The sequence below is a fragment of the Streptomyces longwoodensis genome (assembly GCF_001514125.1).
GTDB lineage: Bacteria > Actinomycetota > Actinomycetes > Streptomycetales > Streptomycetaceae > Streptomyces > Streptomyces longwoodensis.
In genome coordinates, this window is the sequence record NZ_KQ948549.1 from 707,257 (window position 1) to 726,158 (window position 18,902).

An 18,902-nucleotide genomic window follows, 5' to 3' on the forward strand; every position below is an offset into this window, starting at 1 on the left:
GCGACGGTGATCCATTCTTCGTCGACCTCCGGCTTGGTGATGTCGCCGGACTGCACCTCGTCGACCGCCTTGCGGCCCTCGACGGGTCCCAGGTCGAACAGGTACGGCGGGTTGGCGGTCGCCTCGGCGAACGCCTGGGCGGCGGGTTCGAGCACGGGGCGGGGAGCGGTGCTGTCGGTCATGGCGATCTCCTCGGATCGGTGCCGCGGGCGAGCTCGGCCGACGGGGGTTCCGGCGGGAGCGGCGGCTCCAACAAAGTAGCGCGCGATTAGGTCGTGCGCAACTAAAGTCCGCGCGATAGAATCGGGAGCACTCCACCGTTAGAGTGGCGAACCCCCGTGAACAGGAGCCAGCCATGAACCCAGCGCCGCCCGACCCGGCCGAGGGCTCGCTGCTCCTGGACGACCAGCTCTGCTTCGCCCTGTACGCGGCCTCCCGGGCGGTCATCGCCCGCTACCGCCCCCTGCTCGACGAACTGGGGCTCACCTACCCCCAGTACCTGGTGCTGCTGGTGCTCTGGGAGCAGGACGAGATCTCCGTGCGCGAGCTGGGCGCCGCCCTGCAGCTGGAGTCCAGCACCCTCTCGCCGCTGCTCAAGCGCCTCGAGGCGCACGGCCTGCTGCGCCGGGAGCGCCGCAGCGACGACGAGCGGTCCGTCGCCATCCGGCTCACCGACGCCGGTGCCGCACTGCGCGAACGCGCCCGTGCCGTGCCGCTCGCCATCGGCGACGCCATGGGCCTGACCCGCGAACAGGACGCCTCCGCCAAGCAGTTGCTGCGGCTGCTCACCGAGAACGTCACCACCCGCTGACCCGCTCCGATGCCCGCGCCGTCCCCCCGCCTCCGCCGCGTCGCCGTCCTCGTCCTCGACGGTGCCAAACCCCTGGACGTCGGCATTCCCGCCCAGGTGTTCACGACCCGCGCGAGCATGCCGTACGAGGTCCGCGTCTGCGGCGCCGCGCCCGGCCTGGTGACCGGCGGCGACGGCCTCGCCTACCACGTGGCCCACGGCCTGGACGCGCTCGCCTGGGCCGACGTCGTCTTCATCCCCGGCCACCGCTTCCCCGACCGCGACGACCCGCCGCCGGCCGTGGTCGACGCCCTGTGCGCCGCCCACCGGCGCGGCGCCCGCCTCGCCGCCATCTCCACCGGCGCCTTCACCCTCGCCGCCACCGGCCTCCTCGACGGCCGGCGCGCCACGACCCACTGGCACTACACCCGGGCCCTCGCGGCGAAGCACCCGCGCGTCCAGGTCGACGAGAACGTGCTGTTCGTCGACGAGGGCAGCGTGCTGACGTCGGCCGGTGCCGCCTCGGGCATCGACCTGTGCCTGCACATCCTGCGCGGCGACCTGGGCGTCGCCGCCTCCAACCACGCCGCCCGGCGCCTGGTCGCGGCCCCCTACCGCAGCGGCGGCCAGGCCCAGTACGTGCCGCGCAGCGTGCCCGAACCGCTCGGCGAACGGTTCGCCGCGACCCGCGAGTGGGCCCTGCGCCGCCTCGGCGAACCCCTCACCCTGGAGGCGCTGGCCGAGCACGCGGCGGTCTCACCGCGCACGTTCTCCCGGCGCTTCGTGGAGGACACCGGCTACACCCCCATGCAGTGGGTGATGCGCGCCCGCATCGACGCGGCCCGCGAGCTGCTGGAGCGCTCGCAGCTCGGCGTCGAGCAGATCGCCACCGACGTCGGCCTCGGCACCGGGGCCAACCTGCGCCTGCACTTCCGGCGCATCCTCGGCACCACGCCCAGCGAGTACCGCAGCACCTTCACCCGGGGCGAGTAGGCCCCGCCCCGACGGCTCCGACCAGCACGTCCCACCCGCGCAGGACACCGGCCGGCCACCCGTCGGTACCCGCGCCGCCGACTGCCCGCCACCCCTGGCGCGATCCTTGCGAACCATGGCGATCGCGCCGCTGGCCCGTCCGCGCGGCCCGCGCGAACCTGGTGGGGAACCGAAGGGACACCACACTCATGACGCGTATCGCCATCAACGGATTCGGCCGCATCGGACGCAACGTGCTGCGCGCCCTGCTGGAGCGCGACAGCACCCTGGAGGTCGTCGCGGTCAACGACCTCACCGAGCCCGCCGCCCTCGCCCGGCTGCTGGCCTTCGACTCCACCGCCGGACGCCTGGGCCGCCCGGTCACGGTCGACGGGGACGCCCTCGTCGTCGACGGCCGCCGCATCCGTGTCCTCGCCGAGCGCGAGCCGGCCCAGCTGCCCTGGGCCGAGCTGGAGGTCGACCTGGTGCTCGAGGCCACCGGCCGCTTCACCGCCGCCAAGGCCGCGCGCGCCCACCTCGACGCCGGCGCGCGCAAGGTGCTCGTCAGCGCGCCGTCGGACGGCGCCGACGTCACGCTCGCGTACGGCGTGAACACCGACGCCTACGACCCGGACGTGCACACGATCGTCTCCAACGCCTCCTGCACCACCAACGCGCTGGCCCCGCTCGCCGCGGTGCTCGACGAACTGGCGGGCATCGAGCACGGGTTCATGACGACGGTGCACGCCTACACCCAGGAGCAGAACCTCCAGGACGGCCCGCACCGCGACCCGCGCCGTGCCCGCGCCGCCGGTGTCAACATCGTGCCGACCACGACCGGCGCCGCCAAGGCGATCGGCCTGGTGCTGCCGAACCTCGACGGCAAGCTGTCCGGCGACTCGATCCGCGTGCCGGTCCCGGTCGGTTCGATCGTCGAGCTCAACACGACCGTCTCGCGCGACGTGACCCGCGAGGACGTGCTGGCGGCCTACCGCGCCGCGGCCGAGGGGCCGCTCGCCGGTGTCCTCGAGTACTCCGAGGACCCGCTGGTGTCGTCCGACATCACGGGCAACCCCGCCTCCTCCATCTTCGACTCGGCCCTCACCCGCGTCGACGGCCGCCACGTCAAGGTCGTCGCCTGGTACGACAACGAGTGGGGCTTTTCCCACCGCGTCATCGACACGCTGGAGCTCCTCGCCGCCGGCTGAGCGACGACGGCGGCTGCGCGCCGCCCGTGAGGTGACCACGGCTCCGTTCCCCGTCCGGGAGCGGAGCCGTGTCGCGTCCACGGCCTGTCCCGCCCGCCGTCGCCCGCACGCCACCGACAGGGCCGTCGTACGGGCATACCGGCGCGCCCGGCCGGCCGTCCCGTGGGGGAACGGCCGTCGGGCCGGTCCGGGCGGCCGACCGCCCGGCACCCCCGCGGCGAGTCGGACCGGTCGGGCGGGGATGACCGACCCGCCCCCGGTGACACGGGGAGCGAGGCTCACGAGTGACAGGACACGAACGGGGACCACGGGGACGGCGCGCGGGACGGCCGGAGCGCGCACTGGACCCCCAGGCCGGGCCGGTGGCCCGGTTCGCGTGGGAGCTGCGGCAGTTGCGCACCCACGCGGGCGCGCCCAGCTACCGGGAGCTGGCCCGGCGCGCCCACTACGCCGCCAGCACCCTGGCGGAGGCGACGAAGGGCAGCCGGCTGCCCACCCTCGACGTCGCGGTGGCCCTCGCCGAGGCGTGCGGCGGCGACCGCGAGGAGTGGGCGGCCCGCTGGCACGCCGCGGCCGCCCGCGGCCGGGCGGAGGCGCGGCACGCCCGGGAGAGGCCGCAACCGGCGCGGCCCGCCGCACCGCGGTGCCCATACCCGGGGCCGCGGCCCTGCACCGCGGACGACGCGCCGTACTTCTTCGGCCGCGAGGAGCCGCTCCGCCGGCTGGTCGGGATGGTGACCGCGGGGGAGGCGCCCGGCCCGGTGGTGCTGACCGGCCCCTCCGGCAGCGGCAGGACCTCCCTGCTGCACGCGGGCCTGCTGCCCGCCCTCGGCCCGGACTGGCACCACCTCGCTCTCACCCCGTCCCCCGACCCGCTCGCCGAACTCGTGCGAGCGGTCGCGGCGTTGAGTGACGACGCGCAATCCGGGGCGCTCCGCGAGGAGTTCAGCCGTGACCCCGGGGCGCTGCAGCGGGCGCTGGGCGGGCTGCTGCGGAGGCGGCCGCCGGGCACCCGGGTGCTGCTGACCGTCGACGCGCTGGACGACGTCTTCGCCCGCAGTGTCCCCGCCGCTGAGCGCGACGCCTTCCTGGCCCAGCTCGCCCAGGCCACGCGGGCCGGTGACGACCGCCTGCGGGTCGTCGTCGTCCTGCGGTCCGGCGCCCGCCTGCCGGACGCCTTGGCCGAGGGCGCGGCCCGGCTGCCGCTGGAGCCGATGGGCGCCGAGGAGGTGCGCCGCGCCGTCGTGGGCCCCGCCGAGGCGGCCGGGCTCACCGTCGAACCCGCCCTGCTGGACGCCCTGGTGACGGACCTGGCCGGGCGACCCGGCGCCCCGGCGCTGCTGTCGGCGGCCCTGCGCCGCACCTGGGCGCGGCGCACCGACGACGTGCTCCGGCTGTCCGCCCACCGCGCCGCCGGGGACGCCGGCGCCACGGTGACCGCGGGAGCCGACCGGGCGTACGACGCCGCCCCACCGGACGAACGGCGGCTGCTGCGCGCCCTGTTCCTCCGCCTGACCGCCCCGGGCGACGGCACCGACGACACTCCGCGCCGTGTCGACCGGGACGAACTGCGCGGCCTGGCACCGCGCGACGAGCTCGACCGGCTCCTCGGCGCGCTGGCCGCCGCCCGCGTCGTCGTCCTCGGCGAGGACACGGTCGAGCCCGCGCACCCGGCCCTGGTCACCGCCTGGCCGAGGCTGCGCCACTGGCTGGCCGACGACCGCGACGGCCTGCGCACCCACCGCCGCCTGACCGGGGCCACCGCCCACTGGTGCGCGTCGGGGCGACACCCGGGCGCGCTGTACCGGGGCGCGCGCCTGGCCACCGCCCGTTCCTGGGCGCGACGGCACCCGGACGACCTCAGCACCCGCGAGCGCGCCTTCCTGAGCGCCTCGCGCGCGGCCGAGCGCCGCCGACGGTGGGCCGTGGCCCTGCTCGTGGCCGTCGCGAGCGTCCTGGCCGCGCTGGCCGGCGCCCTGGCCCTGCACGCCCTGCTCACCGACCACGACACGACGCACGGCCGCCGGGGCGGGGCCGGCACCGTGGCCGGCGTCCCCTCCCGCGCAGCCCACGGGGTGCCGGTCCGCCCCGCCCCGGACAACACGGTCGCCAGAACGCGACAACCCCTCTGACCGGCGCCGACGCATTGTCGGGTTGTCCAGGCCCCGTCGAGCGGGCTTTCGGACAACTCACCGGCCCCCTTCGCTGGAACCACCGCACCCCGGCCGGCCGGTCCCGCCGCCGGCCGGGGGCGAGCGCCGTTCCGACACCCCTCCGGCCTCCATTCCGCCTTCGACACCCGTGAAGGAGCACCGACCATGGGCCGCACCAAGCGCGCACTGGGCACCACGGCCGTCACGGCGGCCGTCCTGCTGCTGGGCGCCTGCGCCGCCACCCCGACCGCGCCCGCCGACCCCGCTCCGGCGGGAGCCCCGCTGTCGGCCGCCCAGAAGGCGACCCTGCAACGCGCGGAGGAACGCCTGGTCCACCGCTGCATGCACGACCAGGGCTGGACCTACCGGGAGACGCCCCCCGACGACCGCGCCGCCGACGACCGGGGCCCCGGACGCAGCTTCCCGTACCTCGTGACCGACGTCGCGTGGGCCGAGAAGTACGGCTACGGCGACGCCTTCACCCCGGCCACCGGCACCGCCCCCGACGGGGACCGCGCCACCCCCACCCGGACGGGGCGGGCCGCCCCGGCGCGCCCCTCGGCCGACTGGACGCGCGCCCTCTACGGCACGGGCCGCCAGGTGTCGGTGCAGCTGCCGGGCGGCCGCCGGCTCAGCACCAGCGACCGCGGCTGCCTCGCCTCCGCCCGCAAGACCCTCTACGGGGACCTCGCACGCTGGTTCCCCGCCCGGAGGATCTCGGACAACATCGACGTCCTCGTCCGCCAGCACGTGCGCGACGACGACGACTTCGAGGCCGGGGTCGCCGCCTGGAGCCGGTGCGCCCGCACCCACGGGCACGACGTCGCCTCGCCCGGCGCGCTGCGCGCGGAACTCGACCGGCGCACCCCGGGCAGCACCCCGGCCGAGGCACACGCACAGGAGGTCCGCACGGCCGTCGTCGAGGCGACCTGTGCCCGGTCCTCCGGCCTGGCCCGCACCCTGCGGCAGCGGGAGGCGTACTGGCGCCCCCGCGTCCGCGACCGGTTCCGCGAGGAACTCGACGAGCTGGTCCGCCTGGAGCGGGCGGCGCTGCCGGAGGCGGCCACCGTCCTCCGCACTCCCGCCCCCACGCCCTGACGGACCTGGCACCACCCTCACCGCACACCCTCACGAAGGAGAACCGACCATGCGACGAGCCCTTCTCGGAACGGTCGCGGCGGCGGCACTGGCGGCGGCCGGCGTGCTGCTCCCCGCCTCCACCGCGTCCGCCGCCCTCGGCGACTGCCCCCAGGGCCAGTTCTGCGTCTGGGACGACGACAACTACTCCGGCGCCCGGATGGGATGGGTCGGCAACGACCCCAACTGGCACGACGACGGCTGGGGCGACCGGGCCGACTCCCTCTACAACAACGGCACGCCGGCCGCGTACGACGACGTCCGCGTCTACATGGACGTGAACTACGTCAACCAGGACCTCTGCGTCGCCCGCGGCGACTACTACGACTGGAGCATGGACGACAACGACTACTCCTCGCACCAGTGGACCGCCTCCTGCTGACCGGCTGATCCACCGCGCGCAGGCGACCGGGCCGTCGGACACCCGTTCCGGCGGCCCGCTCCGCCGCGCCCGGCGCCACCCGCGCGGCCCGCCGGGCACGCCCCCGCGCGAACTACTGCACATGCCCTGCCCGGCGTACCCCGAAGGAACCAAAACGGTGCGCGCCCCGTCATCGCCCGCTCCCGCGGGGCTAGGCCTGTGGCCTGACGAACCGCTCACCGCACCCCAAGGAGGTACGCCGAATGGCAGGCAGACGTCGTGCGGTCGCCCACAGAGCCGCCCTGGCGGCACTCGGTACGCTCGCGTTCACCGCGCTCCACCCTTCCGCGTCGGCCGAGCCGGCCGCACCGCCGCACGACCGCGGCCCCCTGCCCACCGCCGCCCGGACCGTCGGCGCCGACACCCCGTCGGCCGAGGTGCTGCGCGCCATGCAGCGCGACCTGCGCCTGACGCCCCGCCAGGCGAGCGCCCGCCTGGTGAACGAGGCCGAGGCCGGCACCCGGGCCGGCGTCCTGCACAACGCCCTGGGCAAGCGATTCGCCGGCGCCTGGGTCAAGGGCGCGACGTCGGCCGAGCTCACCGTGGCGACCACCGACCGCGCCGACGTGCCCGCCATCCAGGCGCAGGGCGCCAAGGCCGTCGTCGTGCGCTGGAACCTGGACCAGCTGCGCGCGGTCCAGAAGCAGCTCGACACGGCCGCCCGGCGCGTCGACGCCTCCGCCACGCCCGTGTGGTACGTCGACGTCCGCTCCAACCGCGTCGTCGTCCAGGCCACCACCCGCGCGGCCGCCGCCGCGTTCGTCAAGGCGGCCGGCGCCCCGGGCGACCACACCGCCGTCCGCGTGTCCGCGCAGCGCCCCCGCCTGTTCGCGGACATCGTCGGCGGCGACGCCTACTACATCGACGACCAGGCGCGGTGCTCCATCGGCTTCTCCATCAGCAAGGCCGACCAGCAGGGCTTCGTCAGCGCCGGGCACTGCGGACAGGCCGGCTCCACGACCAAGGGCTTCGACGAGACCGACCAGGGCGTCTTCCAGGCCTCCACGTTCCCCGGCGAGGACATGTCCTGGATCGCCACGAACGCCAACTGGACGGCCACCCCGAACGTCAAGGGCGACGGCGGGGCACTGGTGCCGGTCGAGGGCTCCGTCGAAGCGGTCGTCGGTGCGGCGGTGTGCCGCTCCGGCTCCACCACCGGCTGGCACTGCGGCACCATCCAGCAGCGCGACACGACCGTCAACTACGCCGAGGGCACCGTCAACGGGCTCACCCAGACCGACGTGTGCGCCGAGCCCGGCGACTCCGGCGGCTCGTACATCAGCGGGTCCGAGGCGCAGGGCGTCACCTCGGGCGGCTCGGGCGACTGCACGGCCGGCGGCACCACGTTCTTCCAGCCGGTCAACCCGATCCTCGACGCCTTCGGCCTCACCCTGAAGACCACCGGTGAGACGACCGCCGTGCCGACCGACAACAGCGGCGTGGCCGACGGCTGGAGCTCCGGCCGGGTGTACCGGGTGGGCACCACGGTGACCCACGGCCAGGTCCGCTACCGCTGCCTGCAGACCCACCAGGCGCAGAACGTCTGGGCGCCGGACGTCACCCCGGCCCTCTGGCAGCGTCTCTGACGAGGCGTCGGCACGGCCCCTCGGTAGCGTTCTGACGGGACGTCGGCACGGCCCGGGCGCGCGGTGGCACCGCCTGCGCGCCCGGGCGCACCGGCACGTCGGGGGCCGGTCGGGGGGCCGCCTGCCGCACGGGTCCGCTCACAGGTCCGCCAGCAGCCCGTACGCCGTGGCGACGAACGGGTCGCGGGCGCGGTACCGGCGCGTGCACACCGCCACCAGGGCCGTCCTGGCGTCCGGCCGGAAGCCCAGGAACGCCTGCTGGCCGAGGGTCGCGCCGCTGTGGAAGTACAACGGCCCGCCCCCGGTCGGATGCCGGAACCAGCTCACCGTGTGCTCCTCCAGGTGCCCCCGGCCGCGCCGCAACACCGGCCGGCGCACCGACCGCAGCGCCCCCGCGAGCGGCGTGTCCCCGGGCCGCAGGTGGGCCTCCAGGAACGTGAGCAGGTCGTGCGGGGTGGAGCGCACCGCGCCGGCCGCCTGGAAGCCGCCCGGGTCGAAGGCGGGCGTCGGCGTCACCCCGTCCTTGCGCCGGCCCGTGGCGTCGAGGTCCGTGTCCCCGGGGCGCAGCGAGGTGCCGGTCAGGCCCAGCGGGCCGAGGAGGTGCTCGACGACCAGCTCCTCCCAGGGCACCCCGGTGGCCGCGCCCAGCACGTGGCCGAGGACGGCGAACCCGAAGTTGGAGTAGTGCCAGTGCGTCCCGGGCTCGCGCCGCGGTCGGTACCGCAGGAACGCGTCGACGACCCGCTCGGCCGGGTAGCGGGCGTAGGGGTTGGTGGTCCAGGCGGTCAGGCCCCTGCGGTAGAAGTCCCCCGGCAGGCCGGGCAGTCCCGCGGTGTGCGTGACCAGGTGCGCCGGCGTGGCGCGGGACGCCTGCGCGACGTTCTCGGGCGACAGCAGGACCGCGGCCCGCTCGCCGCCGGTGAGGACCCCGCGCCGGATCAGCTCGGTCAGCAGCAGTCCGGTGAACGACTTGGTGGCCGACCCGATCTCGTAGCGCAGGTCCTGCCGGGGCAGCGCCGGGGGAGGGGCGGTGCCGCCGCACCGCACCAGCCGTCGCCCGTCGCGCGACAGGGCGAACACGACGTCGGGGGCGTCGGCCGCGCCCACGGCCTCCGTCAGCCGCTCCGCGAGCGCTCCCTCGTCGGGTACGGCGCGGTCGCCGGGCGGCGGCACGGGGTCCGGGTCGTGGTCCTGGCCCGGCCACAGCACCGAGCGGCCGCTCATGACGCGTGCGCCAGGTCGCTCAGGGCCCGGGACGTGGCCAGCGTGGAGGCGAAGGCGGCGACCAGCGTGGGGTGGTACACGACGTCGAACAGCTCCTGGGCGTCGTCCGTCGCGGGCAGGCCGCGCACCGCGGGCATCGCGCCGTCCGGCTGCTGCGCCCCGGCGAACGCCTCCCAGGCGGCCTCGTCGAACGTGGGCCGGGGCAGACAGGCGTCGACGACGAGCAGTTCGCCCAGCAGGTCCCAGTGGCGCAGGTCGCGCCAGTCGTCCAGCCACACGGGCAGCCAGGCCGCCAGGTAGTCGGCGAGGCGGGCGGGCAGCCCGTCCGGGTCCTCGCCCCAGCGGGTGAGGTGGAAGACGGTGTGCGTCACGTCGTAGGCGATGTGCCCCTCCACCGTCCACGGTTCGGGGGTGCGCGCCAGCCAGGTCGCCGCCAGCGCCTCCTGCTCGTGGGGGCGCGGGGTGAGTCCCGACCGGCGCTGGAACGCGGACAGGCCGAGCCGTCGGTTCGGCTTCGTCTCCAGGGCGGCCCAGCTGTCCAGACGGTGGTTGAGCAGGGCGTGGCGCTCCAGGTCGGGCAGGTCGTACCCCAGCTCCTTGAACGGCAGGTACACCTCCCAGGGGATCGGCGAGAGCGGTTCCTTGTGCTGGCCGCGCAGCAGCATCCGGCCGCCGTCCAGGACCTCCCGCCAGGCGTGGTCCAGCAGGCCGCGCGCGAGCCGGGCCTGGCGCGACCCGGCGACGCCCTCGCGGAACAGCACCGAGCAGATCACGCCCAGTTCGCCGACCGGCTTGAACCGCTCCAGGAACCCGACCTCGGGGTCCACGTCGGGCTCCAGCCGGAACCCGTCCCGGTGGGCCCACAGCCACTCCAGGGCGCGCGCGCCCACCGTGTGCACGAGCCGTGTGTCGGTCATCCGGTCCCTCCCGTCGTCCTGTGCGGCGTCCGCGTCCCCACCGGCGCGTCCCGCCGGGCGCGGTGTGTCAGCGGCATGCCCCCGTGGTGCGCTCCCGGCGCCGGGGACGACGGGGGCTGCGCGCCGCGTGGATCGTCCCAGCGGGCGAGGGTCAGCCCGGCGGCGAAGGCGGCCATGAGGGTGGAGTGGTAGCAGAGGCGGAAGCCGGACTCGCCGGATGCCGGCGCGCCGTCGCGCCGGGGGACGGTCTCCTCGCGCGGGACCTCCGCCGCGAACCGGCCGTCCTCCTCGGGCAGGGCCCCGGAGGCGAACTGCACGGCGGCGATCCGTGCCCAGGCCCCGGCCAGCTCCGCCTCGAACGTGGCGTCGGTCCCGGCCGCCGGCACGCCCGCCGCCACGGCCGCCACCTCGCAGGCGAGGTCCCACAGACCGCCCTCCAGGCACGTCACGAGCCACGCGGGCACCCAGTGCGCCAAGTGGTCGGCCAGCGCGGGGGGCAGCCCCGGGCCGCCGCGGCCCCAGTCGGTCAGGTGGAACACGACGTGGGTGAGCGCGTAGCCGGAGGCCCGCTCGAACGTCCAGGGCTCCGGCAGCCCGCCCAGCCAGGTCCGCGCGAGGAGCTCCGGCTCGTTGTCGTCCCGGCGCAGCCCGATCTGCCGCTCGGCGCACAGCACGCCCAGGCGGCGGGTCGGGAGCTGCTCGGTGAGCCGCCAGCCACGGGTCGCGGCCACGGTGGCGGCCGCCCGTTCGTATCCGGGGTGGCGCAGTCCGGCCGAGGCGAAGGCGGCGTACACCTCCAGCGGGTACGTGGCGAACGGCTCCGCCCGCTGCACCTCCAGGAACAGCGCGCCCTCCCCGGTCTGCCGCCAGGCGAAGGCGAGCAGGTCGCGCACGCACGCGTGGAGCGGGTCGGACGCCGGCGTGCGGACCGACAGGGTCGCGCACACCTGGGCCAGTTCGCCCAGCGGCTTCCAGCTGCCGTCCACCCGTCCGTCCCGCGCCAGGGCGTCGTCGCCGAGCGCGAAGTGGGCGCGGTTGCGGGAGAGCCACCCGAGTGCGGCCTCCTGGACGGCCCTGACGGTCCGCCGGACGTCCGGCGGTGCGGCCGGGCCCTTGTCCACCGCTGCCGTCTCCCGTGCGTCCGCCGTGGCGGTGCGCCGTACGTCCGCCGCGGTCACACGGTCACCCCGCTGCCGATCAGCCGCGCGGCGCGCACCTGGAGCAGCACGCGGGAGTCGCCGCCGCCCATGAGCTCGACGAAGTCCAGTCCGCCCGGCAGGCCGAGGGTGTGCGGCACGTCCGGCAGCACCGTGAGCCAGCGGCCCGCGCCGGCCGCCTGGTACCAGTCCCGGCGCCGGACCGCGCGCACGAAGCCCCGGGCGACGTCCAGGGTGCGGCCCCGGGCGACCCGGGTGAGCGCGCAGTCCTCTACGGGCAGGGCCAGCGGGGCCAGGACCGCGAGGTGGTGGGTGAGCGACGGCCAGGGCGCACCGGTCAGCCAGGAGGCGTCGGGTTCCGGGCCGGGCTCCGGCACCCGCCCCGGCGCCGGGGCGGTCCCGGACGGTCCGGTCACCCGGTGCAGCGCGCGGCCGAGGGCCCAGTGGCTCCACGCCACGGTGGGCGCGGCCGTCGCGGGCGGCGGGTAGGCGTCGAACGCCCGCCGCGCCAGGTCGAGTTCGCGGGCGCCGGGCGGCGGTGTGTGGTCCAGGACGCCCGGCAGGAGCAGGTCGGCCCCGAGGACCCGGGCCGCCGCGAGGTCGAGGTCGCCCGTCGGCCGGAGCGGTGCGTCCAGGGGCTCGCGCGAGGGGTGGCCCCCGCCCCGCAGGGCGGAGGCCACTCCCGAAGCGAGGTCCTGCACCGCGCCCTGCAGGAGGGCGGAGGTACCTGACTGCTTCATGGGGTCGCTCCCGTCAGCCGGTCAGCCCTTCTTCGGGCGCGGTGTCGGGGGCGAGAGGAGTGCGGAGCCCCCGCCGGACACGACGGCGAGCGCGGCGCATTCCCTGCTGTCCCGGTAGACGCCGTCCGCCTCGGCGGGGTCGAGTACCGCCTCGAGGTCGACGTCGCGGATGCGGACTTCTTCGACGGTCTTCTCTGCGGAAGCCATACCAACCATCTCCCTGTAATTGAGCTGCGGTTGGGCTCACCTCTTTAGTGTCCGATTACGTCCGGATAATGCAGAGAATTCGGAATTGCCGGAAATTACTTGTTCAATGTCCGCACGGTGTTATTGCTGCTCGCCGTCATTGCTGCGCGGTGCGGAAATCAACGGGTGGAAGCGTGCGCGGCGACGACGGTGTGCCCGTGCCCCCGCACAGGCGTAGCGTCGCCGTATGAACGATGCCGGGTACGGCAGGGCAGCGGCGCGCGACCGCAGGCGGTGCCGCGCGGCCCCCGGCCGTCCGGGCGGAGGCCTCCCGTGACCGGCGCGGCCGACCCGTCCGGCGGGAACGCGGAACTGGACGCCGCTCTCGCGGAGACGGTCCGCCGCACCGGAGCGTCCATCGGCGCCCTGTACCTGCTCTCCCCGGACGCGGAGTTGCTGTGCATCGACGCCCTCTGCGGGGCCCCGGTCGAGTTCGCCCTGCCCTGGGCGCGGGTGCGCCTGACCTCGCCGGCCCCGGTGGCCCACGCGGTGCGGGAGGACCGGCTGATCTGGGTGGGCGACCAGGAGGAGCTGGCGCGCCGGTACCCGCGGACCGCGCTGGCCCTGCCGTACCCCCTCGCCATGGCGGCCGCCCCGGTCACCGGCGTGCGGCGCTGGGGGACGCTGCTGCTGATGTGGCCGGCCACCCGCCCGCCGTACATGACCGCCCGCGAGCACGGCAACATCGTGTCCAGCTGCCGCCGCCTGGCCCGCCTGCTCGAGGAGGCCCTGGAGCGCGGCCGGACCCCGGTGTGCGACGGCGGACCCCGGGTCGTGCCCGTCACCGACGAACGGCAGTCGGTGAACCCGGAGCTGGCGGCGGCCGACTTCGCCGAACGGCTGCCCGGCGGCAGCTGCGCCCTCGACCTGGAGGGCCGCTTCACCTACCTCACCTCCGGGGCCGCGGACCTCCTGGGCCTCGGGGCCGAGCAACTGCTGGGCACGCTGCCCTGGCAGTCCCTGCGCTGGCTCGACGACCCCACCTACGAGGACCGCTACCGGGCGGCGGTGCTCAGCCGGGAACCCGTGTCGTTCACCGCCTGCCGCCCGCCGGGCCAGTGGCTGGACTTCCACCTCTACCCGGACGCCAGCGGTATCAGCGTCCGGATCGTGCCCAGCGGCACCGGGCAACCGCCCGTCCCCGCGCCGCCCCTGAGGTCCGCCCGTACGGTCACCCCGGCCCGTGCGGGCCGGCTGTACCAGCTGACGCACCTGGCGGCCGCCCTGACCGAGGTGGTGGGCGTCCAGGACGTCATCGACCTGGTCGCCGACCAGATCATGCCCGCGTTCGACGCCCAGGGCCTGGTGCTGTCGTCCGTGGACGCCGGCCGGCTGCGCATCATGGGGCACCGCGGCTACGGCGCGCGCTCCGTGGAACGGCTCGACGGACTGCCCCTGGACACCACCTTCACCCCGGCCGGCCGCGCCCTGGCCAGCGGTATCCCGGCCTTCTTCCGCAACGCGGAGGAGATGCGGCGCATCTACCCCGACGCCCCGCAGGTCAGCGGCAAGCGGGCCTGGGCCTTCCTCCCGCTGAGGATCTCCGGCCGGCCCGTCGGCATCTGCGTGCTCTCCTACGACCGGCCGCACGAGTTCCCGGCCGAGGAACGCGCCGTCATGACCTCGTTGGCGGGCCTGGTCGCCCAAGCGCTGGACCGGGCCCGCCTGTACGACACCAAGCACGCGCTCGCCCACGGCCTGCAGGAGGCACTCCTGCCCCGGGCGCTGCCGAAGTTCGGCGGCCTGCGGGTCGCCGCCCGCTACCTGCCCGCCACCCGCGGCATGGACATCGGCGGCGACTTCTACGACCTGATCCGGCTCGCCGACGGCGCCGCCGCGGCCGTGATCGGCGACGTGCAGGGCCACAACGTCGCCGCCGCCGCGCTCATGGGGCAGGTCCGCACCGCCGTCCACGCCCACGCGGCCGCCGGCACCGCACCCGACCAGGTCCTCTTCCGCACCAACCGGCTGCTCACCGACCTCGGTTCCGACCTGTTCACCAGCTGTCTCTACGCCCACGTCGACGTGGCCCGGGGACGCGTCGCGCTCGCCGGCGCCGGCCACCCGCCGCCCGTGCTGCGCCTTCCCGACGGCACCGCGCGGGCCGTGCCCCTGCGACCGGGGCCGCTGCTGGGCATCGACCCGGTCGCGGACTTCCCCGTCACCGACCTCGCGCTCGTCCCGGGCGCGACCCTCGTCTTCTACACCGACGGCCTCGTGGAGGCGCCGGGCACCGACCTGGAGGACTCCATCACGGAACTCGCCCGCCACCTCGCCGACGCCGACGACGGGGACCTGGACGGGCTGGTCGACGTCCTGCTGAGCCGGACCAGCACGACCGCCCAGCGCACCGACGACATCGCGCTCCTGCTGCTGCACCGGGAGGGCTGACCGGCACACCGGTCAGCCCTCCCGAGGTCACGGCCGGGGGTTCGTCCGGTGCCAGGCCGGCCGCGCGTCGCTCCCGCGGCGCCCCGCGACCGAGGCGCACCGCGGGCACTGGCGCTGCACCCGGTCCGCCGCGCCGCCCGACTCGGGGAACGTGTCCGTCCAGGTGACGCCCGCGAAGCGGATCAGCCGGGAACGGCTCAGCGACAGCCCGCAGACCGTCTCGTTGCGCCCCGGCTCCCACGCGTGCACCTCCCCGGCGGGCAGCCGGCGGCGGCCCTCCTCCTCGTCCGTCCACTGCCCGGAGGCGGCGACGGCGTACGACGTGCCGCGTCCCTTGCTCCTCACGGTCCGCACCTCACCCGGCCGCGCCGTCGACCCGCAGCCGCACCTGTTCCTCCAGGCGTCGCAGGCTGGTGTCCAGGGCGTCCCGCACGGCGTCCTCGCCGGGGTCGTGGGCGTCGTCGAAGAACGACAGGTGCACGATCACCTCGCTGGCGCCGCTGTCCACCCCGGCGACCTGGAGCCACCCGGTGTAGCCGCCCCGCTCACGGGTGCCCCACTCGATCCGCATCTGGTCGGGCCGGGAGCGCAGGGTGGCGGAGGTGTCCTCGTCCGTGCGGTCCTCGTGCACCGTGACGGAGGGCGGGTCCTCGGCCCGTACGTGCAGCGCGTCGGGCAGCCAGGTGTCCATCTGCTCGACCTGGGCCGCCTGGTCGAAGACCTGCTCGGGCTGGGCGGGCATCGTGCGGGAGCGCTCGTACTCGCTCATCGCGTCACCGTCCTCGGATCGGGGAGACGTACAGCGGACGCGTGCCCGAGTGGGCCGGAGGCAATCTTCTCTCCACGCCCCGCCACGTGCCGCCCGCCGCCCGCCGCCAGGTGTCGGGCCGGGGGCGGCGGGGCAGACGGTACGACGGGGAATGTCGGGAAGAGAGGCCGCAGCGCTCATGAATCTCCTGCCGCCGGGCGCGTCGACCGTGCGCGACCGGATCGGCGCCGCGATCTTCACCCGGGTGGCCGGCCCGGACGGCCCCCGCAACCGCGCCCGCATCCACGGCACCCCCGGCCCGCGCTGGTTCGGCCCCGACCGTCCCGTCCGACGGGTCCACGGGGACGCGTCCATGTTCATCGGCGGCCTGTCCGCGCTGCTGCTCCAGTCGCTGCACCCCCTCGCCATGGCGGCGGTGGCCGCCCACTCCGGCTTCCGCGGCGACCCGTGGGGGCGGCTGCAGCGCACCAGTACCTTCCTCGCCGTCACGACGTACGGCACCGCCGACAGCGCACGGGCCGCCTGCGAGCGGGTCAGCGCGGTGCACGGGACGGTCCGGGGCACCACCCCCGACGGCCTGCCCTACGCCGCGTCCGACCCGCACCTGCTGTGCTGGGTCCACGTCGCCGAGGTCGACACGTTCCTGCGCGCCCACCAGGCCTACGGCGCGCACCCCCTGGACGACGAGGGCTGCGACGGCTACGTCGCCGACATGGCGCGCATCGCCCGCGAGCTCGGCGTCCCGGACCCGCCGACCGACCGGACCGGGCTCACCGAGCGCCTGGCCGCCTACCGCGGCGAACTGCGGGCGACGGCCGAGGCGCGCAGCACGGCCCGCTACCTCCTCCTCAACCCGCCGGTGCCCCTCGTCGCCCGCCTGCCCTACGGCGCCCTCGCCGCCGGCGCGGTCTCCCTGCTGCCCGACTGGGCCTCCCGCGAGCTGCGGCTGCCCCGGCTGCCCGTCGCGGAGGACCTGTGCGTCCGCCCCCTCGGCACGGCCGTGACCGCGGGCCTGCGCTGGGCGCTCTCGCCGACGCGCGCGGCCGTGGCCGCGGGGGAGACCGGGAGCCGGGTAGCTGGAGACACCCCCTAGAGGCTGAGGGCGTCCTCCGCGTTGTCCACCCAGGGGGTCACAGAGTTCACGGCGGGGGAGACGTACAGGCCCGGCGTGGAGGCGGTCAGCGGCTTCTGCTCCAGGTCGGACTCGGTGTCCATGGTCAGCGCGATCGAGTCCACCGTCTTGCCGGTGCCGTCGTGGGCGCCGCCCAGGAGGCCGGCGTAGGCCGACTCGCCCGGCTCGAGCCGCAGCGCGTCCTCGATGCCGGGCGCTTCGCCGCGCTGCGTGGCCTGCCCGTCCAGGGCGCCGAACGTCACGACGGGGTGGCCGAGGGCCCGGCACGCCTTGCCGCTCTTGTTGGTGATCTTCAGCAGGTAGCTGCTGGTGGTGGGCTCCGCGAGGTTCGCGGTGAACGTCACGTCGTACGTGCTGCACGGGAAGACGTCGTAGTCGGCACCCGTCGCCGACGCCGAGGAGCCCGGGGCGGCCGACGACGCCGAAGAAGCCGGAGGCTTGGCGGAGCTCGACGGTGCCTTCGGCGGGGCGGCGGGCTTCGACGGCGTCCCGGACGCCGTCGCACCGGCGGACGGTGCGGTGCTCCCCGTGTCCGCGGCGCCGTCCTCGGACGGACCGCAGGCGGACAGGGCGAACGCGGAGACGGCGGCGAGGACGACGGCGGCGGCGGTGCGTACGGTGCTCATGGTGTGCTTCCCCCGAGGCGAGCGGCGCGTGTTCGCGCCGGACTGGGCACCAGCGTCCTCCGGGTTCTTCACAGCCCGGTGACAGGATCTCGCCGACTCCATCACCGTTCGGCGCCCGTGGCCGCCGCCGTCGTCACCGACCGCGGCGGCCCCGGGTCAGCAGCCGCCGCAGTTGTAGTACAGGACGTCCCAATGGTTGCCCTCGTCGGCGTAGACGTTGCCCGAGCCGGACTGCCACTGCGGGGCGCCGTCCCCGCGCACCCCGATGTAGGTGAAGGTGTTCTTGATGTAGTTCGTGACGCAGGTGGACTTGCCGTAGTCGAGCTTGTAGCCGTTCCAGTGCGAGTACGTCCCCGAGGCGTGGCCGGTCTCGGTCCCGCCGGTGATGTTCAGGGCGCACCCGGTGGCCCGCTTGAGGGTCTGGGCGCCCTGGGCGGTGGCGAGGTTCAACTGCTCGAACGACGTACAGGTGGAGTTGTAGCGGTCCGAGCAGTTGCCGGACGAGGACCAGGTGATGCCGACCTCGCGGAACATCGAGGTCGCGGTGGCGTGACTGATCTTGGTGACGGCGAACGCCTCGCCGGCTCCGCCGATCACGACGGCACCGGGTGCGACGACGAGGGCGAGAGCGGTCAGGACCGATCGGGTCCGGACGCTGCGCACGCCCTTCAAGAGGGTCTTCACGGGGGGATCCTCCCTGCGGTGAGTCAAGCGACCTGTGGGGCGACCGTGCAGGTGGTGCGCGACGATGATGCCCGAGTTCTACGCGCGTCCGCCATAGTACGGCGGCCATGGGTTCTGAAGAGCGATTCGTGCACCGGCCGCAGCGCGTCGGGCGCTCGCATCGATTCCGCTCGTCTCACGCCGCGCGCAGGTCGTCCTCCCGGAGGGAGTCGCGCAGGCGCTCCAGGCCGCGGCGCGCGTGGCTCTTGACGGTGCCCAGCGGCCAGCCCGTGACCCGGGCGATCTGCGTCTGGGTCAGGTCCTGGTAGAAGGCCAGCCGCAGCACCTGCTGCTGCGGTGCGCTGAGCCGGTCCAGGGCCCGCCCGACGACCACGCGGTCGAGCGCCGCCTCGGGGTCGCCCCCGGCCGAGGCGTGCCGCGCCGCCGGCAACCGGGCCGCCGCCGCGGTCAGTTCGGCCCGGCGCGTCCGGGCGGCCAGCGCGTCCGCCACCGTGCGGCGCGTGATGCCGACCAGCCAGGCGGCGAACGACCCACGCTCCGGGGCGTACCCGGCACGGCCGCGCCAGGCGGCGGCGAACACCTGCTGGGTCACGTCCTCCGCGTCCCGCGGGTCCCCGAGGGACTGCCGGGCCAGCCCGTACACGAGCCCCGCCCACCGCCGGTGCAGCTCGGACCAGTCGTCGGTCAAGCGGTCCATGGCGACGCCTCCTCTGCGAACACCGGTCGGGCCCCCGCCCCCGGTGTGCCGT

19 protein-coding genes and 1 pseudogene are annotated in these 18,902 nt (G+C 75.6%); 9 read left to right on the top strand and 11 right to left on the bottom strand.

The annotated features are described in order from the left end of the window. A pseudogene (locus AQJ30_RS39090) lies at nucleotides 1-182 on the bottom strand (esterase); the annotation flags it as partial. Between the two features lie 173 nt (nucleotides 183-355). Between AQJ30_RS39090 and AQJ30_RS03185 the strand changes: the two are divergent. The 7 genes from AQJ30_RS03185 to AQJ30_RS03215 all read left to right on the top strand — a co-directional run bounded on the left by AQJ30_RS03185 (nucleotide 356) and on the right by AQJ30_RS03215 (nucleotide 8,267). Continuing rightward, complete coding sequence (locus AQJ30_RS03185) at nucleotides 356-811, top strand: MarR family winged helix-turn-helix transcriptional regulator (protein WP_211278917.1); 456 nt, start codon at nucleotides 356-358, stop codon at nucleotides 809-811. 9 nt (nucleotides 812-820) lie between these two features. Then, nucleotides 821-1,783 (top strand): GlxA family transcriptional regulator, encoded by a 963-nt coding sequence (locus tag AQJ30_RS03190; RefSeq protein WP_067228290.1) that lies wholly within the window; start codon nucleotides 821-823, stop codon nucleotides 1,781-1,783. A 188-nt stretch (nucleotides 1,784-1,971) separates the two neighbouring features. Then, nucleotides 1,972-2,970 (top strand): type I glyceraldehyde-3-phosphate dehydrogenase, encoded by a 999-nt coding sequence (gap, locus tag AQJ30_RS03195; protein ID WP_067228292.1) that lies wholly within the window; start codon nucleotides 1,972-1,974, stop codon nucleotides 2,968-2,970. A 362-nt stretch (nucleotides 2,971-3,332) separates the two neighbouring features. Continuing rightward, nucleotides 3,333-5,102, top strand: coding sequence for an nSTAND1 domain-containing NTPase (locus AQJ30_RS03200; RefSeq protein ID WP_067228294.1), 1,770 nt, complete (start codon nucleotides 3,333-3,335; stop codon nucleotides 5,100-5,102). A 186-nt stretch (nucleotides 5,103-5,288) separates the two neighbouring features. Then, nucleotides 5,289-6,221 (top strand): hypothetical protein, encoded by a 933-nt coding sequence (locus tag AQJ30_RS03205; RefSeq protein WP_067228296.1) that lies wholly within the window; start codon nucleotides 5,289-5,291, stop codon nucleotides 6,219-6,221. 49 nt (nucleotides 6,222-6,270) lie between these two features. Next, nucleotides 6,271-6,642 (top strand): peptidase inhibitor family I36 protein, encoded by a 372-nt coding sequence (locus tag AQJ30_RS03210; protein WP_067228297.1) that lies wholly within the window; start codon nucleotides 6,271-6,273, stop codon nucleotides 6,640-6,642. A gap of 242 nt (nucleotides 6,643-6,884) precedes the next feature. Next, entirely contained in the window at nucleotides 6,885-8,267 is a 1,383-nt protein-coding gene (locus AQJ30_RS03215) for an alpha-lytic protease prodomain-containing protein (protein WP_067228300.1), read from the top strand. A 138-nt stretch (nucleotides 8,268-8,405) separates the two neighbouring features. On the opposite strand, the gene AQJ30_RS03220 is transcribed toward AQJ30_RS03215, so the two are convergent. The 5 genes from AQJ30_RS03220 to AQJ30_RS03240 are packed head-to-tail and all read right to left on the bottom strand — an operon-like array spanning nucleotide 8,406 to nucleotide 12,512. Next, nucleotides 8,406-9,491 (bottom strand): serine hydrolase domain-containing protein, encoded by a 1,086-nt coding sequence (locus AQJ30_RS03220; protein WP_067228302.1) that lies wholly within the window; start codon nucleotides 9,489-9,491, stop codon nucleotides 8,406-8,408. Next, on the bottom strand, nucleotides 9,488-10,408 hold the full coding sequence (locus tag AQJ30_RS03225) for a DUF6895 family protein (RefSeq protein ID WP_067228303.1): 921 nt from the start codon (nucleotides 10,406-10,408) through the stop codon (nucleotides 9,488-9,490). Before AQJ30_RS03225 ends, AQJ30_RS03220 begins: the two co-directional genes overlap by 4 nt. Then, entirely contained in the window at nucleotides 10,405-11,529 is a 1,125-nt protein-coding gene (locus AQJ30_RS03230) for a DUF6895 family protein (RefSeq protein ID WP_245726811.1), read from the bottom strand. Before AQJ30_RS03230 ends, AQJ30_RS03225 begins: the two co-directional genes overlap by 4 nt. A 53-nt stretch (nucleotides 11,530-11,582) precedes the next feature. Beyond that, on the bottom strand, nucleotides 11,583-12,305 hold the full coding sequence (locus tag AQJ30_RS03235) for a hypothetical protein (protein WP_067228306.1): 723 nt from the start codon (nucleotides 12,303-12,305) through the stop codon (nucleotides 11,583-11,585). Between the two features lie 21 nt (nucleotides 12,306-12,326). Next, nucleotides 12,327-12,512: a hypothetical protein gene (locus tag AQJ30_RS03240; RefSeq protein WP_067228308.1), complete on the bottom strand. Its 186-nt coding sequence runs from the start codon at nucleotides 12,510-12,512 to the stop codon at nucleotides 12,327-12,329. Nucleotides 12,513-12,824: 312 nt separating this feature from the next. Between AQJ30_RS03240 and AQJ30_RS03245 the strand changes: the two genes are divergently transcribed. Next, entirely contained in the window at nucleotides 12,825-14,942 is a 2,118-nt protein-coding gene (locus AQJ30_RS03245; protein WP_067228310.1) for a SpoIIE family protein phosphatase, read from the top strand. A 27-nt stretch (nucleotides 14,943-14,969) separates the two neighbouring features. Here AQJ30_RS03245 and AQJ30_RS03250 read toward each other — a convergent pair whose 3' ends face one another. Together AQJ30_RS03250 and AQJ30_RS03255 are read right to left on the bottom strand one after the other, a co-directional pair. Beyond that, on the bottom strand, nucleotides 14,970-15,287 hold the full coding sequence (locus tag AQJ30_RS03250; protein ID WP_067228961.1) for a hypothetical protein: 318 nt from the start codon (nucleotides 15,285-15,287) through the stop codon (nucleotides 14,970-14,972). A gap of 10 nt (nucleotides 15,288-15,297) precedes the next feature. After that, a complete protein-coding gene (locus AQJ30_RS03255) occupies nucleotides 15,298-15,711 on the bottom strand; it encodes an SRPBCC family protein (protein ID WP_067228311.1) in 414 nt (137 codons plus the stop codon). 178 nt (nucleotides 15,712-15,889) lie between these two features. On the opposite strand from AQJ30_RS03255, the gene AQJ30_RS03260 reads away from it, so the two are divergent. Further along, the gene (locus tag AQJ30_RS03260; RefSeq protein WP_067228313.1) at nucleotides 15,890-16,804 is read left to right on the top strand and encodes an oxygenase MpaB family protein; all 915 of its coding nucleotides are present in this window, start codon (nucleotides 15,890-15,892) and stop codon (nucleotides 16,802-16,804) included. Here the strand turns inward: AQJ30_RS03260 and AQJ30_RS03265 are convergent. From AQJ30_RS03265 to AQJ30_RS03275, 3 genes are all read right to left on the bottom strand, one after another. Then, nucleotides 16,801-17,469, bottom strand: coding sequence for a DUF4232 domain-containing protein (locus AQJ30_RS03265; RefSeq protein ID WP_067228315.1), 669 nt, complete (start codon nucleotides 17,467-17,469; stop codon nucleotides 16,801-16,803). The two genes, AQJ30_RS03260 and AQJ30_RS03265, sit on opposite strands and share 4 nt — an antisense overlap. Before the next feature lie 156 nt (nucleotides 17,470-17,625). Continuing rightward, nucleotides 17,626-18,153 carry a hypothetical protein gene (locus AQJ30_RS03270; RefSeq protein ID WP_391881033.1) on the bottom strand — a complete coding sequence of 176 codons (528 nt, stop codon included), beginning with the start codon at nucleotides 18,151-18,153 and terminating at the stop codon, nucleotides 17,626-17,628. Nucleotides 18,154-18,328: 175 nt separating this feature from the next. Next, nucleotides 18,329-18,850 (bottom strand): sigma-70 family RNA polymerase sigma factor, encoded by a 522-nt coding sequence (locus AQJ30_RS03275; protein WP_067228317.1) that lies wholly within the window; start codon nucleotides 18,848-18,850, stop codon nucleotides 18,329-18,331. Nucleotides 18,851-18,902 lie beyond the last annotated feature (52 nt).

What these genes read in the sequence shown, in the direction of transcription:
- AQJ30_RS03185 (WP_211278917.1), top strand. Translation starts at nt 356, where the DNA reads ATGAACCCAGCGCCGCCCGACCCGGCCGAGGGCTCGCTGCTCCTGGAC.
- AQJ30_RS03190 (WP_067228290.1), top strand. Translation starts at nt 821, where the DNA reads ATGCCCGCGCCGTCCCCCCGCCTCCGCCGCGTCGCCGTCCTCGTCCTC.
- gap (WP_067228292.1), top strand. Translation starts at nt 1,972, where the DNA reads ATGACGCGTATCGCCATCAACGGATTCGGCCGCATCGGACGCAACGTG.
- AQJ30_RS03205 (WP_067228296.1), top strand. Translation starts at nt 5,289, where the DNA reads ATGGGCCGCACCAAGCGCGCACTGGGCACCACGGCCGTCACGGCGGCC.
- AQJ30_RS03210 (WP_067228297.1), top strand. Translation starts at nt 6,271, where the DNA reads ATGCGACGAGCCCTTCTCGGAACGGTCGCGGCGGCGGCACTGGCGGCG.
- AQJ30_RS03215 (WP_067228300.1), top strand. Translation starts at nt 6,885, where the DNA reads ATGGCAGGCAGACGTCGTGCGGTCGCCCACAGAGCCGCCCTGGCGGCA.
- AQJ30_RS03220 (WP_067228302.1), bottom strand. Translation starts at nt 9,491, where the DNA reads ATGAGCGGCCGCTCGGTGCTGTGGCCGGGCCAGGACCACGACCCGGAC.
- AQJ30_RS03225 (WP_067228303.1), bottom strand. Translation starts at nt 10,408, where the DNA reads ATGACCGACACACGGCTCGTGCACACGGTGGGCGCGCGCGCCCTGGAG.
- AQJ30_RS03235 (WP_067228306.1), bottom strand. Translation starts at nt 12,305, where the DNA reads ATGAAGCAGTCAGGTACCTCCGCCCTCCTGCAGGGCGCGGTGCAGGAC.
- AQJ30_RS03240 (WP_067228308.1), bottom strand. Translation starts at nt 12,512, where the DNA reads ATGGCTTCCGCAGAGAAGACCGTCGAAGAAGTCCGCATCCGCGACGTC.
- AQJ30_RS03255 (WP_067228311.1), bottom strand. Translation starts at nt 15,711, where the DNA reads ATGAGCGAGTACGAGCGCTCCCGCACGATGCCCGCCCAGCCCGAGCAG.
- AQJ30_RS03260 (WP_067228313.1), top strand. Translation starts at nt 15,890, where the DNA reads ATGAATCTCCTGCCGCCGGGCGCGTCGACCGTGCGCGACCGGATCGGC.
- AQJ30_RS03265 (WP_067228315.1), bottom strand. Translation starts at nt 17,469, where the DNA reads ATGAGCACCGTACGCACCGCCGCCGCCGTCGTCCTCGCCGCCGTCTCC.
- AQJ30_RS03275 (WP_067228317.1), bottom strand. Translation starts at nt 18,850, where the DNA reads ATGGACCGCTTGACCGACGACTGGTCCGAGCTGCACCGGCGGTGGGCG.